Genomic DNA, 17,124 nt, shown 5'->3' on the forward strand with positions numbered 1-17,124 from the left:
TCCCTCGCTTCACTATGAGCATTTTTCAAGAGTCGCTCTATTTCGACCTTTTCCAGAGACTGCCATGACTGTTTACTTCATCGGCGCCGGGCCCGGCGATCCAGAACTGATTACCGTCAAAGGCCAGCGCTTGATTCGCAGTTGCCCAGTCATTATCTATGCCGGCTCGCTGGTTCCCGCTGCCGTTCTGCAAGGCCATCAAGCAGAACTGTTGGTTAACAGCGCCCAATTGCACCTTGAACAAATCATCGAACTGATCAAAACCGCTGACGCAAAAGGCCAGGACGTGGCCCGCGTGCACTCCGGAGATCCGAGCCTCTACGGCGCGATTGGCGAACAGATCCGCTGCTTGCGCGAGTTGGGCATCGGGTTTGAAATCATCCCCGGTGTGACCGCCACCGCCGCCTGCGCGGCCATTCTGGGCACAGAACTGACCCTGCCGGACATCTCGCAAACAGTGATTCTGACCCGTTACGCGGAAAAAACTGTGATGCCTGTGGGTGAAGAGCTCGCCAGTCTGGCGCAGCACAAAGCCACCATGGCGATTCACCTGGGGGTTAAAAACCTTGAAAACATCATTCGCGAACTGACCCCGCATTACGGCAGCGATTGCCCGATTGCGGTGATCCATCGTGCCAGTTGGCCGGATCAGGATTGGGTGCAAGGCACGCTGGAGGATATTCTGGAAAAGGTCCAGACCAAGGGCTTCAAGCGCACGGCGCTGATTCTGGTGGGCCGAGTGCTGGCCAGTGACACGTTTGCGGATTCGTCGTTGTATCGCGCCGGGCATGCGCATTTGTATCGGCCTTGAGGCCGTCTTCTGTAGGCACGAGCCTGGCTCGGAATCTGGAAGACCGTGAGCAAGCTCGCTCCCACAGGCGTTGACCCGCGCGGCGGGCATAAAAAAACGGTGCTCATGGGCACCGTTTTTTCATTCACCGAGCAGTGAACACCCTGTTACTGATGACTCAGTAGTAGGCGTTTTCTTTCTGCGAGTGGTCGGTCACGTCACGCACACCCTTGAGCTCCGGAACGCGCTCTAGCAGGGTGCGTTCGATACCCTCGCGCAGTGTCACGTCGGCCTGGCCGCAGCCCTGGCAACCACCACCGAACTTGAGCACGGCGATGCCGTCCTCAACCACTTCGATCAGGCTGACCTGACCGCCATGGCTGGCCAAACCGGGGTTGATCTCGGTTTGCAGGTAGTAGTTGATACGCTCGTTGATAGGGCTATCAGCATTGACCATCGGCACTTTGGCATTGGGCGCCTTGATGGTCAGTTGACCACCCATGCGATCAGTGGCGTAGTCCACCACCGCATCTTCCAGAAACGCTTCGCTGAACGAGTCGATCCAGGCCGTAAAGCTTTTAAGGCCTATGGCAGTATCTTCAGGTTTCACTTCATTCGGCTTGCAGTAGGCTATGCAGGTTTCAGCGTACTGGGTGCCGGGCTGGGTGATAAAGACGCGGATGCCGATGCCCGGGGTGTTCTGCTTGGATAGCAGATCAGCCAGGTAATCGTGGGCGGCGTCGGTAATGGTTATGGCGCTCATGGAATCTCCTCGCAGACATGTGGGGCAGTTTACGCCAATCGGCGCGCCTGACAAAGTCCTAGTATTTTTGTCAGGAAACCTGCCCTTTCTTATTCAAAATTACCGGGGACTACTACAGGTTCTCGTAGCGGTTCATGTCAAGAACGCCCGCTTCAACCGGATCGGTTTCGTTAATGTACTGGCCGATGTCATGAAAGTACTGCCAAAACTGTGGGTTGCTGCGCCGAATACCCCAGCGCTCAACAATGGCGTCGAAGGCTTGCTGATCCTTGGTTTGCTCCATGGCCTGGACAAACGCCTCCACCTGATCAGTCGGGATGTTGAACATAAAGTTCGGATAACTGCTGAGCACTCCCGGATAAATCGTCAACGTATCCAGACCCGGCTGCAAACGGTATTCCTCGCCGAGCATGAACGCTACGTTGGTGTGCGCGCGGTTATGCAGCATGCTGTACATCTCGCGCTTGCCATCATCGCCCTCAATGCGCAGCATCGTGGCTTCAGGCAGCTGACTGATGACCGCCAGGCCTGCCGCAGGACGCGAGGTCAAACGGCTCAGTGATTGCTCGGCGTACTGAAACTCCCGGGCGATGTTGGGCCGCGAGCAATAGGCGCCCTTGCAGCGATTGATCGGATCGGGCCGCGCATTCAAGGTGCCGGTGCGTTCGATCAGCTTGAGGCCAAAGTCACGTTTGGGATCCTGCGGGTTGAGCACCATGGCTGTCGGGATGCTGGCATCGATTTTCTGATAGTCCATCCACATTTTCAGCCTGCCGCTGTTCTGGTACCAATCGTCGAGAATGCTCGATCGCTGGTCCGCGGGCATCAGCCGCAAAAAATTGACCTCGGCGCCATTGCGGATCAAGTCAAAGTACAAGCGCGTCTGAGCCTGGTGCGAAACGTTACCGAATACATCAAAATTGACGGCCAATTGATAGTACGTGCGTTCCAGTAGCGGGTAGTCGAACAACCACATTGTTTGCGGTATGTCGCCGACTAAGCCTTTGCTTACGCTGGCACTGTCAAAGTGTCGGAAGATGGTCAGCAACGCGTTGTCATTGCCTGCCCACAAGGTCGACCAGCTGGGAGGTGTCATGTCTGCGTAGGCTTTCTGACGCAATTTTTCATAGTCATTGCGCTTGTCACGGTAGTTGTGCCACAGCGAAATAATGCTGCCCACATCGTCAATCTGACCCGGCATCGCCAGTAACGGCGTAGCTTTGCCTCGATAGGCGGCGTCAGTGACATAACGATCATGCGCAGGCTCCTGGAACAAAGCCCAGAAGTTGTCGCGAATCACATCAGTGGCAATTTGACCTCGACAAACCGGACCCCGAATAAAGGTACGCACAAAGTATTCGGCGTTATCCAGCATGAATTGGTAACGCGCCACGGCCGGAATCGCTTCGAACGTTTCAAATGGATTGGCCCGGCCACGTGGCCCATACCCTGGCAGTTGAGTCGCATGCCAATCACCGCTGTAAAAAAGCTGCTTGACCCGCGCTAGCTTGCGCTGGCCCATCGGGTAGGTGATGTGGGTTTTATGCACGATCACACCCTGCACCGGCATCAACCGGTAATAGAACGTGGTGCCTGGATCATCGTTCGGTCGACGTGTCGCGATCAGGTCAACCGGCTGCCCACTTGGCGTACGCGAGCGCACCCACTGAAAGAAATGCCCTGGCACGCCATTGTCAAAATAAGCGTGAGCCAAGAATAAGTGCTCGTACAGCCAGCGCCCCACCAGCGCTTCGGTCGAACCCGCACGGTTAAGCAACTCTTCCCATTGCGCTATCTGCGCCGCTTCTGCGGCAGTGGGTTTGATGGCGTTCTGATCAACCGGTGCGCCTTGGGCGAGCCAGGTTTGTACCGTGTGGTATTGCTGATCAGTCAGCCCGGTAACGGCGAGCGGCATGCCCTCTTTAGGGTGGTTTTGCGCATAGGCATCGAACTCACCCGGCGCCGGGCAGGCATTTTCCCTGTTCAGACCCAGCACGATGTCTTCCGGCAACTTGGCATTGGGCGTGAGCGGCGTGCGATGGCCCAACTCAAGCATCCGCGCCATCAATCCAGCTTGCGCCGCTTGTGCGTCCAGCACCGAGTAAAAGCCTTTATTGCGCCACTCTTGCGGGCCGCTGGCGTCATAGAAAATCCGTGTCGGCTGCACGGCAGTGGTTCTATCCCCCTTGTAAACCGGCACTTTGCTGGCGCCGCGGGTCGCACCTTCCGCGCTCCCCAGGTTGAGCTGGCAAGCAGCGTCGTTGCATGCATGGCAGGCAACGCATTTTTCGGTGAGGATCGGCTGTATGTCTCGCACATAAGAAACAGTGGGAGCAATAGCCGGACTGGCGAGCGGGGCTTGTCCCAGCGCTGTACTGCACATCACCAGCGTCACGGCGCCGGTGAGTAGGCGAAAAAACATGTGCCATTATCCTGATATTAAACAATGTCGAGATTCTACCTGCGCTACACGCCTTCAAACATGAGCGAAATTCATGCAAATCTTCCGGCGCTCAAATCCGGCGCAGGTTTGTTATGATCTGACATCTTTTGCATGGCTTTAATAGGTAGTCCTATGTCTGACCGCAGCGCTCGTATCCAAGCACTTCAGCAAGCCCTCAAAGAGCGCATTCTGATTCTCGATGGCGGCATGGGTACTATGATCCAAAGCTACCGTCTGGAGGAACACGACTATCGTGGCACACGCTTTGCTGACTGGCCGAGCGACGTCAAAGGCAACAACGACCTTCTGATCCTCACCCGTCCGGACGTGATTGGCGCTATTGAAAAAGCCTACCTGGATGCTGGCGCCGATATTCTTGAAACCAACACCTTCAACGCCACCCAAGTGTCACAGGCCGACTACGGGATGCAGGCCCTGGCCTACGAACTAAACGTAGAAGGCGCTCGCCTGGCCCGCAAGGTGGCCGACGCCAAGACCCTCGAAACGCCTGAAAAACCTCGTTTTGTCGCGGGCGTGCTTGGCCCTACCAGTCGCACCTGCTCGCTGTCGCCGGATGTGAACAATCCCGGCTACCGTAACGTCACTTTCGATGAGCTGGTTGAGAACTACACCGAGGCCACCAAAGGCCTGATCGAAGGCGGTGCTGACCTGATCCTGATCGAGACCATTTTCGACACCTTGAATGCCAAGGCCGCTATTTTCGCCGTGCAAGGCGTTTTTGAAGAGCTGGGCGTTGAGTTACCGATCATGATTTCCGGCACTATCACCGACGCCTCCGGCCGTACCCTGTCGGGCCAGACCACCGAAGCATTCTGGAACTCCGTCAGCCACGCCAAACCGATTTCGGTCGGCCTCAACTGCGCACTCGGTGCCAGTGAGTTGCGCCCGTACCTCGAAGAACTGTCGAACAAGGCCGACACATTTGTTTCTGCTCACCCTAACGCCGGTTTACCCAACGAATTCGGTGAGTACGACGAACTGCCTGGCGAAACCGCCAAGGTGATTGAAGAGTTCGCTCAAAGCGGCTTCCTCAACATTGTCGGCGGCTGCTGCGGTACCACCCCGGATCACATCTACGCGATTGCCCAGGCCGTTGCGCCGTATGCGCCGCGTCAGATCCCGGACATTCCAAAGGCTTGCCGTTTGTCGGGCCTTGAGCCGTTTACCATCGACCGCAGCTCGTTGTTTGTGAACGTCGGCGAACGAACCAACATCACAGGTTCCGCCCGCTTCGCCCGCCTGATCCGCGAAGACAACTACACCGAAGCCCTTGAAGTGGCCTTGCAACAAGTTGAAGCCGGTGCGCAAATCATCGACATCAACATGGACGAAGGCATGCTGGACTCGAAGAAGGCGATGGTCACCTTCCTCAACCTGATTGCCGGGGAACCCGATATCTCGCGCGTGCCGATCATGATCGACTCCTCAAAGTGGGACGTCATCGAAGCCGGCCTCAAGTGCATCCAGGGCAAGGGCATCGTTAACTCGATCAGCATGAAAGAAGGCGTCGAGCAGTTCATTCATCACGCCAAGCTGTGCAAGCGTTATGGCGCGGCTGTTGTGGTGATGGCCTTCGACGAAGCCGGCCAGGCCGACACCGAAGCGCGTAAAAAAGAAATCTGCAAACGCTCCTACGACATTTTGGTCAATGAAGTCGGCTTCCCGCCGCAAGACATCATCTTCGACCCAAACATCTTCGCCGTGGCCACCGGTATTGAAGAACACAACAACTACGCTGTGGACTTCATCAACGCCTGCGCCTACATCCGCGATGAGCTGCCGTATGCCCTGACCTCTGGCGGCGTGTCCAACGTGTCGTTCTCGTTCCGTGGCAACAACCCGGTGCGTGAAGCCATTCACTCCGTGTTCCTGCTGCATGCCATCCGGAACGGCCTGACCATGGGTATCGTTAACGCCGGACAGTTGGAGATCTACGACCAGATCCCGACCGAACTGCGTGATGCCGTGGAAGATGTGGTGCTCAACCGTACCCCTGACGCCACCGACAACCTGCTGGCGATTGCCGACAAGTACAAGGGTGATGGCAGCGTCAAGGAAGCCGAGACCGAAGAATGGCGTGGCTGGGAAGTGAACAAACGCCTCGAACACGCCCTGGTCAAAGGCATCACGACTCACATCGTCGAGGACACCGAAGAGTCTCGTCTCTCGTTTAGCCGCCCGATCGAAGTGATCGAAGGCCCGCTGATGTCGGGCATGAACATCGTTGGCGACTTGTTTGGCGCGGGCAAAATGTTCTTGCCACAAGTGGTGAAGTCCGCCCGCGTGATGAAACAGGCCGTGGCGCATCTGATTCCGTTTATCGAGCTGGAAAAAGGCGACAAACCAGAGGCCAAGGGCAAGATCCTGATGGCCACCGTCAAAGGCGACGTGCACGACATCGGCAAGAACATTGTGGGCGTAGTACTGGGCTGTAACGGTTATGACATCGTCGACCTGGGCGTGATGGTGCCTGCAGAGAAGATTCTGCAAGTGGCCAAAGAGCAGAAGTGCGACATTATCGGCCTCTCCGGCCTGATCACCCCCTCGCTGGATGAAATGGTCCACGTGGCTCGTGAAATGCAGCGTCAGGACTTCCACCTGCCACTGATGATCGGCGGCGCCACAACGTCCAAGGCGCACACGGCGGTCAAGATCGAGCCCAAGTATCAGAATGATGCCGTGATCTACGTCACCGATGCTTCTCGCGCTGTGGGTGTGGCTACGCAATTGCTGTCCAAGGAACTGAAAGCCGGGTTTGTCGAGAAAACACGCCTGGAATACATCGAGGTTCGCGACCGTACCGCGAACCGCAGTGCTCGTACCGAGCGCTTGAGCTACGCAGCCGCGATTGCCAAAAAACCGCAGTTCGACTGGGCCAGCTACCAGCCGGTCAAACCGACGTTTACCGGGACCAAGGTGCTGGACAACATCGACCTCAACGTTCTGGCCGAGTACATCGACTGGACACCGTTCTTTATCTCGTGGGATTTGGCCGGCAAGTTTCCGCGTATTTTGACCGACGAAGTGGTCGGCGAAGCAGCAACCGCGCTGTATGCCGACGCACAGGAAATGCTCAAAAAGCTGATCGACGAAAAACTGATCAGTGCGCGGGCCGTCTTCGGCTTCTGGCCCACCAACCAAGTGAACGATGACGACCTGGAACTGTACGGTGACGACGGCCAACCGTTGACCAGACTGCATCACTTGCGCCAGCAAATCATCAAGACCGACGGCAAGCCCAACTTCTCACTGGCCGACTTTGTCGCGCCAAAAGACAGCGGCGTAACCGACTACGTGGGGGGATTTATCACCACCGCAGGGATCGGCGCTGAAGAAGTGGCCAAGGCTTATCAGGATGCCGGCGACGACTATAACTCGATCATGGTCAAGGCCCTGGCTGACCGCCTGGCAGAGGCCTGTGCCGAGTGGCTGCACCAACAAGTGCGAACGAACTACTGGGGGTATGCCAAGGACGAACACCTGAGCAACGATGACCTCATCAAAGAGCAGTACAGCGGTATCCGCCCTGCTCCAGGCTACCCGGCCTGCCCGGACCATACCGAGAAGGCAACCCTGTTCAAGTTGCTCGACCCTGAAGCCGAAGAAATGCGGGCAGGCAAAAGCGGTGTGTTCCTGACCGAGAGCTATGCCATGTTCCCGGCAGCCGCTGTGAGTGGCTGGTATTTCGCACATCCCCAAGCGCAGTACTTTGCCGTCGGCAAGGTCGACAAGGACCAGATCGACAGTTATACCGCGCGCAAAGGCCAGGCGCTGAGCGTGACAGAGCGCTGGCTGGCGCCCAACCTGGGTTACGACAACTGAGTGACGCACCCATAGCCTGTAGCTGCTGCTACAGGCTGCGATAAAGGGCGCAGCACCTTCGCTTTTTATTCAAAAGCAGGGCCGCTGCGCCGCCTATCGTAGCCTGCGGCAGCGGCGACAAGGATTACTTAGCGTTTTACCGGGGTGCGCATGGTGACGAATTCCTCTGCAGCCGTTGGGTGAACGCCAATGGTTTCGTCAAAATGCTGTTTGGTTGCGCCTGCTTTCAAGGCAATTGCCAGCCCCTGCACGATTTCTCCCGCCTCCGGACCGACCATGTGGCAACCCAGCACTTTGTCAGTATCGGCATCGACCACCAACTTCATCAGCGTGCGCTCCTGACACTCCGTGAGGGTGAGCTTCATCGCACGGAAGCTGCTTTCAAAAATCTGCACCGTGTGGCCTTCTTCAATCGCCTGCTCTTCGCTTAATCCGACCGTACCAATGTTCGGCAAGCTGAATACGGCCGTCGGGATCATGCGATAGTCGACCGGACGATATTGCTCGGGCTTGAACAGGCGACGCGCAACCGCCATGCCTTCAGCCAGGGCGACCGGAGTCAATTGCACACGACCTATCACATCGCCAATCGCCAGAATCGAGGGCTCGGCACTCTGGTACAAATCATCTACTTCAACAAAACCACGCTTGTCGAGTTTGACCTCGGTGTTTTCCAGCCCAAGGTTGTCGAGCATCGGTCGACGACCTGTGGCGTAGAACACGCAGTCGGCAATCAGTTCGCGACCGTCCTTGAGGGTGGCCTTCAAGCTGCCATCTGCCTGTTTGTCGATGCGCGCAATGTCGGCATTGAACTGCACATCCATACCGCGCTTGATCAGCTCCTCATGCAGATGCTTGCGCACCGCACCATCGAAGCCACGCAAGAACATATCACCGCGATACAGCAGGCAGGTTTCGGCGCCCAGGCCGTGGAAAATCCCGGCAAATTCAACTGCGATATAGCCACCACCGACAACCAGTACGCGTTTTGGCAGTTCCTTGAGGAAGAACGCTTCGTTGGAACTGATCGCGTGCTCATGGCCCGGGATCTCAGGAATCTGCGGCCAGCCGCCCGTGGCGATCAAGATGTGTTTGGCCGTGTGGCGCTGGCCATTGATTTCAACTTCGTTGGGACCGGTCAGCCTGGCGTGACCTTCGATCAGCGTCACGCCGCTATTGACCAGAAGGTTGCGGTAGATGCCGTTGAGCCGATGAATCTCGCGGTCCTTGTTGGCGATCAGGGTCGCCCAGTCAAAGCTTGCTTCACCCAGGCTCCAGCCAAAACCAGACGCTTGTTCAAAGTCTTCGGCGAAGTGCGCGCCATACACCAACAGCTTTTTTGGCACACAGCCCACGTTGACACAGGTACCGCCCAAGTAACGGCTTTCAGCCACTGCGACTTTGGCACCAAAGCCCGCCGCAAAGCGTGCAGCGCGCACGCCACCCGAACCCGCACCAATCACAAACAAATCAAATTCGTAGGCCATTTCTCTCTCCTAGGCAGGCCAACAGCATAATCGCTCCAGCGCGATTGACCAGCGCTGAGCGTTTGCTGAAGGCAAAAAAACGAAAAAGCCACCCGAAGGTGGCTTTCTCTTAAAACGTTCTACAGGCCGGCTCTATTAGTAAGCCTTGCCAGTTTTGTAGAAGTTTTCGAAGCAGAAGTTGGTGGCTTCGATATAGCCTTCAGCGCCGCCGCAGTCAAAGCGCTGGCCTTTGAATTTGTAGGCAATCACGCAGCCATTCTGAGCTTGCTTCATCAGCGCATCAGTGATCTGGATTTCGCCACCTTTGCCCGGCTCGGTCTGTTTGATCAGGTCGAAAATGTCCGGGGTCAGAATGTAGCGACCAATGATGGCCAGGTTCGAAGGCGCGTCTTCCGGTGCTGGCTTCTCAACCATGTTGCGCACGCGGTACAGGTCGTCACCAATCAGGTCGCCAGCGATGACGCCGTACTTGTTGGTTTCTTGTGGGTCTACTTCCTGGATCGCGATGATGGTGCAACGGTACTGGTTGTACAGTTTGACCATCTGCGTCAGCACGCCGTCGCCTTCCAGGTTGACGCACAGGTCGTCAGCCAGGACCACAGCAAACGGCTCGTCGCCGATCAGTGGGCGGCCAGTCAGGATGGCGTGGCCCAGGCCTTTCATTTCGGTTTGACGGGTGTACGAGAACGAGCACTCGCTCAGCAGGCGACGAATACCGACCAGGTATTTTTCCTTGTCAGTGCCCTTGATCTGGTTTTCCAGCTCATAGCTGATGTCGAAGTGATCTTCCAGAGCGCGCTTGCCGCGGCCGGTAACGATGGAGATTTCGGTCAAGCCAGCATCCAGTGCTTCTTCAACGCCGTACTGGATCAGTGGCTTGTTCACCACCGGCAGCATTTCTTTTGGCATGGCCTTGGTCGCTGGCAAAAAGCGAGTGCCGTAACCGGCTGCTGGGAACAAGCATTTCTTGATCATATGAGTCCTTAAAAGGGCTGTACGTTCGAATTTTGGCGCAGTCTAATCAGGCGGCATCGAGCTTACAATGCCCCCGGATAGCAAACTGATGCCAACCTAGATAAATTTTTAGCCAACAAGTTCATTAATTACGTATTTTTCAAATATCTGACGACTGAAATGAACCTATCAGTGCGCCTGCCGGTCTTCTGCACGGATTAAGGCAATCTGCCATATCTCGAACCTTAAGACCTTGATTGGCGTTATTATCGCTGCCGTTTTTTCAATTATTAAGGTTTCACTTTCGATGTCAGCCACAAACAGTATCAACGGTTACCTGATAAAAAATGTCAGCCCAAACGAATGGTGGATTGTCGCCCCTTCAGAAGAAAAGGTGGCAGGCCCATTCACCTCAGAACAAGCTGCAATTGAGGTCGCTTCTGTTTTCCAGGACCAGCCTGAACCAGCCGCACGCCGCCGTAACCGTAAATCCTGATTTTCAACCTCGCGAAGAATGACCACATGAACAAATACCTGGCTTTGCTTGCACTTCTGGCACTTGGTGGCTGCGCCACAGCGTCCAATACCTATTTGGCCGATGGCCAGCAGGGACTGAGCATAGACTGTTCTGGCGAGGCCATGTCATGGGGTAAATGCTACGAGAAGGCCGAGGCCTCTTGTGCCGGCACGGGGTACTCCATCGTAGGATCCGATGGCTCACCTGCGGTGATGGAGCGAGACAAAACACTGGGCGTGGATGTTGGCAATTTCAACAGCAGAACCATAATCGTGGTCTGCAAGTAATTCTGTGCCCTGACAATTGCAGGAGCGGGCTTGGATCCAGGTGGCAATAGCGCGCAGGCCGGCCGCAGGTTTTTCGTTGCGCGACCAGGTACATCGCGGGTTGACCCGCCAGCGGTGCAAGCGCGCTTCCCACACCGCCCCCACTCGGCCCATGTAGAAGAACCTCCTGGAGGTAACAACCGAGTGTTGAGTGATGCACAACATTCAAGGCACAAAAAAACCTGACGCTGCATCGAGCAGCTGTCAGGTTCCAAGGTGGCGCGGGACGATCAGGTCGTCGCGCTATTCACCCGAAATACAGTGGGTTGCGGCCTTGCGAATGTCTCCCGGACGAACAGGCACATTGGACATGCTTTCATAAACCTTGATGCTGCTACCACCGGAGCGCTCTTCAATATCAATGACCGCCGTTGGATTGGAGGTCAATTTTTGCGGGACGATAATCCTCAAGCCCTCTTTATGCGGCTCGATCTGTGGCGCCTTCCGCGTCTTGGACAACTGTTCCACCAGGCATTGCGCGTAGGCATCCGGCTTCTTGCCCGAGATGACACTCAAGGTGGGCAAGGTCTTTTCAATATCTGTCACGGAAGCACAACCGCCCAAAACCAGCATTGCCGCCAAAACGCCCCACTTCATACAATTCCTCCGTCAAAGATCCTACGACAGTAGATCTCCAAGATTTCTCCCCGGTCAGAGGGAATAAATATTCAATGGTGGCCAATTATCTGCCTTATACGTCAGACTCACCTGCATGACGGCATAATAACCGGCCAAGCACATGCTATCTTGCTGTTTTTTTAGCAAAAGCCCCCTTTTGGAGCACCCATGAAGTTTATCCACCAGCGCGAGCACCTTAACGAAGACGACATCGTCGTTATCGAATGCTCCCAGCCCTGCAACATCCGCCTGATGAGCGATGCACACTTTCGCAGCTTCAAAAATGGCGGCCGTCACTCCTACCACGGTGGCGCATTCAAAGATTTCCCGGCGCGCATCACTGCGCCAAGCACCGGCTTCTGGAATATAACCATCGATACCGTGACCACGCGCGCCATCAGCGTGACCCGCAAGCCATCGTTCAAGCCGACCATCAAGATCGTGCGTCGTTCAAGCTCAAAACTACGCTAAACCTGACGCCTGCGACCTCTCACAGACAGGAATTATTGTGGACACTACACGCAATACCACTAAATACGTCATCAATTACAAGCTCGACGGCGAGCGGCGTTTTGAGTTTGCCCACCTGCAGACCAACTCCGTAGAAGAAGCTCGCGCGGCGCTGGAAAAGCTTCATGATAAAAATGACGTCATCACCGACATCAAGGTCAGCAAAGCGCTCTAAGCCTCCATGACGCTCGATCTGTTTGGCGAAGAAGACCTGCAACAACCCGCTCGGGCCGAACGCATCTGCCCCCAGACGTTTGTACTTCGCGGGTTTGCCCTGCCGTGGGCCGGGGAGCTGTTAAACGCCCTGGACGCCATTTTGATCCAGTCACCCTTTCGGCAGATGCAGACGCCCGGCGGCTTCACCATGTCGGCGCGCTTAAGCAGTTGCGGTGATTTGGGTTGGACCTCTGACAGCAACGGCTACCGTTACAGCCCCCTTGACCCATTGAACGCTGCGCCTTGGCCACGCATGCCGGCCGCTTTTCTGGCATTAGCCGAAGCGGCCGCCAGCGCTGCCGGCTTCAGGGGCTTCGTACCGGATGCAGGATTGATTAATACCTATGCTCCCGGCGCAAAAATGTCGTTGCACCAGGATAAAAACGAACGCGATTACGATGCCCCTATCGTCTCGATTTCGCTGGGGCTACCCGCCACTTTCCAATTTGGCGGCTTTGAGCGCAGTGACCCGACACAGCGTATCTCTCTGTTTCATGGCGATGTCGTGGTCTGGGGCGGCGTTGATCGCTTGCGCTTCCATGGCGTGCTCCCGATAAAACCCGGGCAACATCCCGTGCTGGGTGAGCAACGCATTAATATCACCTTGCGCAAAGCCGGCTGAGGCAAGGGCTATATATTTTTATATATACCGACTATCTTCCCAGCAATAAAGACGGGGAGCCCTCGCTTCCAATGGAAATGGAGTTACGCCATGAATCTTCGCGCTCGACACGTTGCCCCTACCGCGCTCGCAGCGCTGATCGGATGCTTTGCTTTTGCTGCCGCTCAGGCTGCTGACGTGCAGGTGGCCGTCGCCGCCAACTTCACTGCGCCGATTCAGGCGATCGCCAGCGGCTTTGAAAAAGACACTGGGCACACGTTGATCGCCGCCTATGGCGCCACTGGCCAGTTTTATACCCAGATTAAAAACGGCGCCCCGTTTGAAGTGTTGTTGGCTGCCGATGACACCACCCCCGAAAAGCTCGAAAAAGAAGGCGACAGTGTCCCTGGTACTCGCTTCACCTACGCTATCGGCACACTGGCGTTGTGGTCGGCTAAAGACGGCTACATCAATGACACTGACAAGGTTCTGAAGGATAACCAGTTCAAGCACCTGTCCATCGCCAACCCCAAAGCTGCACCGTATGGCCTGGCTGCCACCCAAGTGCTGGAAAAACTGGGATTGAGCGAAAAGGTCAAAGACAAGATCGTTGAAGGCCAGAACATCACTCAGGCCTATCAATTTGTCTCTACAGGTAACGCCGAACTGGGCTTTGTTGCCCTGTCGCAAATTTACAAAGACGGCACGCTCACCAGTGGTTCCGCCTGGATCATCCCGGATTCACTGCACGATCCTATCAAGCAAGATGCGTTGATTCTCAAGAAAGGCGAGAACAACCCTGCCGCCAAGGCTCTGGTTGAATACCTCAAAGGCCCAAAGGCGGCTGCCATCATCAAATCCTACGGTTATCAGCTGTAAATGCCGCTCTCGAGTGCTGACTTTGCCGCCATCTGGCTGACCTTCAAGTTAGCCTCCTTGACCACGGCCATTTTGCTTGTGATCGGCACTCCGATAGCCCTGTGGCTCGCGCATACACGGTCTCGGTTGCGCGGCCCCATCGGGGCCATTGTGGCGCTACCGCTGGTGCTGCCCCCGACGGTGATTGGTTTTTATCTGCTACTGGCCATGGGCCCGCATGGTTATGTCGGCCAACTGACTCAAGCCATGGGCTTGGGTACGCTGACTTTCAGTTTTGCCGGGCTGGTGATCGGTTCGGTGATTTATTCCATGCCCTTTGTCGTACAGCCTTTGCAAAACGCATTCACCGCCATAGGCCCCAGGCCGCTTGAAGTCGCGGCGACTTTGCGGGCGAACCCTTGGGACTGTTTTTTTAGCGTGGTTCTGCCACTGGCGCGCCCAGGCTTCATCACTGCAGCGATTCTGGGCTTTGCCCACACCGTCGGTGAGTTTGGTGTCGTGCTGATGATAGGCGGCAATATCCCGGAAAAAACACGCGTGGTATCGGTGCAAATCTACGACCACGTAGAAGCACTGGAATACGCACAGGCACACTGGCTGGCAGGCGCAATGGTGGTGTTCTCATTTCTGGTGCTGTTGGCCCTGTACTCAAGCCGTCAATCACACAGCACATGGCGTTGAAGATGAGTGGGCAGATCAATGTTCGGCTGCAACTCAGTTACTCCGGATTTTCCCTGGACCTGGACGTGCAGTTGCCGGGCAAAGGCGTGACCGCGCTGTTTGGCCATTCAGGCTCGGGCAAAACCACCTGTTTGCGTTGCATTGCCGGTCTGGAGCGCGCCAGTCAGGCATTCGTGCAGATCAATGACGACGTCTGGCAAGACAGTCAAAGCAATCTGTTTGTCCCGGTTCACAAGCGTTCATTGGGCTACATCTTTCAAGAGGCGAGCCTGTTCCCTCATCTCTCGGTGCACGCCAATCTTGAGTTCGGGCTACGGCGTATCCCGCGTCAACAACGACGTGTTGAGCTCGCGCACGCCGCTGACTTGCTGGGCATTACTCATCTGCTGGAGCGCGCGCCTAATCATTTGTCAGGCGGTGAGCGCCAGCGGGTCGGCATCGCCCGCGCCTTGCTGACCAGCCCGAAGTTATTGCTGATGGATGAACCATTGGCCGCGCTGGACAGCCAGCGCAAGGCTGAAATCTTGCCGTATCTGGAGCGTCTGCACGCTGAGCTGGATATTCCAGTGCTGTATGTCAGCCATTCACACGATGAAGTGGCGCGCCTGGCAGACCATATTGTGCTGCTCCGCGAGGGGAAGGTGCTGGCAAGCGGCCCCATCGGCGAGACCCTGGCCAGGCTGGATTTGCCGCTGTCGCAAGGTGACGACGCGGGTGTCGTGATAGAGGGTGAAGTCTGTGATTACAATGCGCATTACCAGTTGCTGACCCTGCAACTGCCGCGCAGCGCTCAACGCATAAGGGTTGCCCATGCTCCGTTAGCCATCGGCAAAACCTTGCGTGTGAAAGTACAAGCCCGCGACATTAGCCTGAGTCTTGACCCCAGCGGACACAGCAGCATTCTCAACAGCCTGCAGGCCACTGTGACGGGTGAGACAGCGGCAGATAATCAAGCCCACGTCCTAGTTCGCCTGGACGTCGCCGGTACCGCCTTATTGGCCCGAATCACCCGTTTTTCACGTGACCAACTAGACCTGCGACCCGGACAAACCATTTGGTTGCAGATCAAATCAGTCGCTGTTTTAGCTTGAGCGCCGGGCCTGAACGACTTCACGGCGTCGACTGTTAAAGTAACGCACGGTGGCAATGCCCAGCCCCAGCAACCCACCCAGGAATAAGCCCAACACAACCGTCAGGGTCTTTTTGGGCTTGATTGGACTGATTGGGGTCTGAGCCTTGCGATCGATGCTGACCAGCCCCAACTGGCTCATGTCGGTGTTCAGATTGTCCAGGCGTACTATTTCTGCACGCAAAGGCTCGATGTTCTTGAGATAAACGTCTTCGTTAGAGCGCTTGCCAAGCATTTCGACCTGCCGATTGACCTCAAGCAGTTTGAGCTGCTTGTTGATCTGCGCAATGCTCTTATCGGTAAAGTCGTCAGAAGTCCGCGCGAGCAGCACCGCACGTTCGGCTTGCAGAGCCTGAGTACCCAAAAAGTACAATGGCGCATCTTGCGAGGTTATTTCAGTGCGAATGACACGATTAGGCCCGGTTCGATCATCCCCCATTGCAGAGGGTGTTGTCGGGCGGGTGATGCCCAATGCACTGGCAATGGTGATGGCTTCATTAAGCTCATCAATACGCGCTTGTCGAGTGGCTTTGAGCTGCAGGCGCAGCGCCTGTAACTCATCCGTCAAATTGACGCGCTGCAAAGCGTCGGCCTCCACCAACGTTGCAATCTTGGCCTCTTTGTCTGACTGATAACCCAACCGCGCAGCATTGATTTTTTCTTTGAGCTCTTTCTGACGATTATTAATGATGATCTTGAGGTCAGAGCTGATCTGTTCGCGCTGGTTATTGATCACATAATCAACAAAACCGTTGATAATTTCGACACCGTTGACTGAGCTAGGATAGGTCAGTTCCAACTTTAGAGAAGGGCTTAAAGCATCCGGTTTTTTGAGATCGACTTGAGTCAAGTTGATCGCATCGCGGTTAAATATCTCAAAAGTTTGCTCAGGTGACATGCCACTTTTTACCAGCGGCTTAAACAACTCCTGATGGCTACGAAAAAAATCGAGTCGAAGGCCATAGGAGTCGAGCGCAGCGCCCACTTTGAGCAAAGCTTCTGCCGGTGGCAGCTTGTAAACCTCAGAGCGGTTCAGTGCATCCAGCTCGTTAATTTCCGCTGGACGCAGTACCGTGCTGGCTTGGTAGATCGGTTGCGTAATCAGTACGTAACCCAAGGCAACGGCGCCTGCAACCGCCGATGTTCCTGCAATTAGCTTTTTTTGCTGCCACAGTGAGTGGAACAGATCTAACAGATCAATTTCAGAGCTGGAGGTACCGTACTGCGGATGTTCACTGTTTTTCAAAAAATAGACACCTTATGAGTTGAACATCTGGCCAGTAGCCTCTGACAGTATACGAGGTTAAACACTGACCATCTTAGGGTAAATTTCTGACACAACCATGTAGGAAAAGATCCCGATACCT

16 protein-coding genes are annotated in these 17,124 nt (G+C 55.6%); 10 read left to right on the forward strand and 6 right to left on the reverse strand.

Annotation, left to right across the window (positions count from 1 at the left end; genetic code table 11):
• The first annotated feature begins 64 nt into the window (after nt 1-64).
• Nucleotides 65-811, forward strand: a complete 747-nt coding sequence (gene cobM, locus ACIQYF_RS05065; RefSeq protein ID WP_402857507.1) for a precorrin-4 C(11)-methyltransferase — start codon at nt 65-67, stop codon at nt 809-811.
• Between the two features lie 157 nt (nt 812-968).
• On the opposite strand, the gene nfuA is transcribed toward cobM, so the two are convergent.
• Together nfuA and ACIQYF_RS05075 are read right to left on the reverse strand one after the other, a co-directional pair.
• The gene (gene nfuA, locus ACIQYF_RS05070; protein ID WP_019409695.1) at nt 969-1,553 is read right to left on the reverse strand and encodes a Fe-S biogenesis protein NfuA; all 585 of its coding nucleotides are present in this window, start codon (nt 1,551-1,553) and stop codon (nt 969-971) included.
• A 112-nt stretch (nt 1,554-1,665) separates the two neighbouring features.
• On the reverse strand, nt 1,666-3,975 hold the full coding sequence (locus tag ACIQYF_RS05075; protein WP_402857511.1) for a fatty acid cis/trans isomerase: 2,310 nt from the start codon (nt 3,973-3,975) through the stop codon (nt 1,666-1,668).
• 141 nt (nt 3,976-4,116) lie between these two features.
• Here ACIQYF_RS05075 and metH point away from each other — a divergent pair, with 141 nt between their 5' ends.
• The gene (gene metH / locus ACIQYF_RS05080) at nt 4,117-7,839 is read left to right on the forward strand and encodes a methionine synthase (RefSeq protein WP_402858034.1); all 3,723 of its coding nucleotides are present in this window, start codon (nt 4,117-4,119) and stop codon (nt 7,837-7,839) included.
• A 128-nt stretch (nt 7,840-7,967) separates the two neighbouring features.
• Here the strand turns inward: metH and gorA are convergent, their stop codons facing one another.
• Nucleotides 7,968-9,326: a glutathione-disulfide reductase gene (gene gorA, locus ACIQYF_RS05085; protein ID WP_402857514.1), complete on the reverse strand. Its 1,359-nt coding sequence runs from the start codon at nt 9,324-9,326 to the stop codon at nt 7,968-7,970.
• 135 nt (nt 9,327-9,461) lie between these two features.
• Nucleotides 9,462-10,301 carry a UTP--glucose-1-phosphate uridylyltransferase GalU gene (gene galU / locus ACIQYF_RS05090; RefSeq protein ID WP_402857517.1) on the reverse strand — a complete coding sequence of 280 codons (840 nt, stop codon included), beginning with the start codon at nt 10,299-10,301 and terminating at the stop codon, nt 9,462-9,464.
• A gap of 286 nt (nt 10,302-10,587) precedes the next feature.
• Here galU and ACIQYF_RS05095 point away from each other — a divergent pair, with 286 nt between their 5' ends.
• The gene (locus ACIQYF_RS05095; RefSeq protein WP_402858037.1) at nt 10,588-10,776 is read left to right on the forward strand and encodes a hypothetical protein; all 189 of its coding nucleotides are present in this window, start codon (nt 10,588-10,590) and stop codon (nt 10,774-10,776) included.
• A 26-nt stretch (nt 10,777-10,802) separates the two neighbouring features.
• The gene (locus ACIQYF_RS05100) at nt 10,803-11,084 is read left to right on the forward strand and encodes a hypothetical protein (RefSeq protein ID WP_402857520.1); all 282 of its coding nucleotides are present in this window, start codon (nt 10,803-10,805) and stop codon (nt 11,082-11,084) included.
• 282 nt (nt 11,085-11,366) lie between these two features.
• Here the strand turns inward: ACIQYF_RS05100 and ACIQYF_RS05105 are convergent, their stop codons facing one another.
• Nucleotides 11,367-11,720, reverse strand: a complete 354-nt coding sequence (locus ACIQYF_RS05105; RefSeq protein ID WP_402857523.1) for a hypothetical protein — start codon at nt 11,718-11,720, stop codon at nt 11,367-11,369.
• Nucleotides 11,721-11,909: 189 nt separating this feature from the next.
• On the opposite strand from ACIQYF_RS05105, the gene ACIQYF_RS05110 reads away from it, so the two are divergent.
• The 6 genes from ACIQYF_RS05110 (at nt 11,910) to modC (ending at nt 15,719) form a co-directional block, all read left to right on the forward strand.
• On the forward strand, nt 11,910-12,212 hold the full coding sequence (locus ACIQYF_RS05110; protein WP_016780934.1) for a DUF1883 domain-containing protein: 303 nt from the start codon (nt 11,910-11,912) through the stop codon (nt 12,210-12,212).
• Between the two features lie 37 nt (nt 12,213-12,249).
• On the forward strand, nt 12,250-12,426 hold the full coding sequence (locus ACIQYF_RS05115; protein ID WP_402857526.1) for a hypothetical protein: 177 nt from the start codon (nt 12,250-12,252) through the stop codon (nt 12,424-12,426).
• 6 nt (nt 12,427-12,432) lie between these two features.
• Nucleotides 12,433-13,089 carry a DNA oxidative demethylase AlkB gene (alkB, locus tag ACIQYF_RS05120; RefSeq protein ID WP_402857529.1) on the forward strand — a complete coding sequence of 219 codons (657 nt, stop codon included), beginning with the start codon at nt 12,433-12,435 and terminating at the stop codon, nt 13,087-13,089.
• A 90-nt stretch (nt 13,090-13,179) separates the two neighbouring features.
• Nucleotides 13,180-13,947, forward strand: a complete 768-nt coding sequence (gene modA / locus ACIQYF_RS05125; protein WP_402857532.1) for a molybdate ABC transporter substrate-binding protein — start codon at nt 13,180-13,182, stop codon at nt 13,945-13,947.
• Nucleotides 13,948-14,628: a molybdate ABC transporter permease subunit gene (modB, locus tag ACIQYF_RS05130; protein ID WP_402857535.1), complete on the forward strand. Its 681-nt coding sequence runs from the start codon at nt 13,948-13,950 to the stop codon at nt 14,626-14,628.
• Between the two features lie 2 nt (nt 14,629-14,630).
• On the forward strand, nt 14,631-15,719 hold the full coding sequence (gene modC, locus ACIQYF_RS05135; protein WP_402857538.1) for a molybdenum ABC transporter ATP-binding protein: 1,089 nt from the start codon (nt 14,631-14,633) through the stop codon (nt 15,717-15,719).
• On the opposite strand, the gene ACIQYF_RS05140 is transcribed toward modC, so the two are convergent.
• The gene (locus tag ACIQYF_RS05140) at nt 15,711-17,003 is read right to left on the reverse strand and encodes a Wzz/FepE/Etk N-terminal domain-containing protein (protein WP_402857541.1); all 1,293 of its coding nucleotides are present in this window, start codon (nt 17,001-17,003) and stop codon (nt 15,711-15,713) included. The two genes, modC and ACIQYF_RS05140, sit on opposite strands and share 9 nt — an antisense overlap.
• Nucleotides 17,004-17,124 lie beyond the last annotated feature (121 nt).

It is taken from the genome of Pseudomonas sp. NPDC096917, assembly GCF_044762555.1.
In the GTDB taxonomy this organism is placed as follows: domain Bacteria; phylum Pseudomonadota; class Gammaproteobacteria; order Pseudomonadales; family Pseudomonadaceae; genus Aquipseudomonas.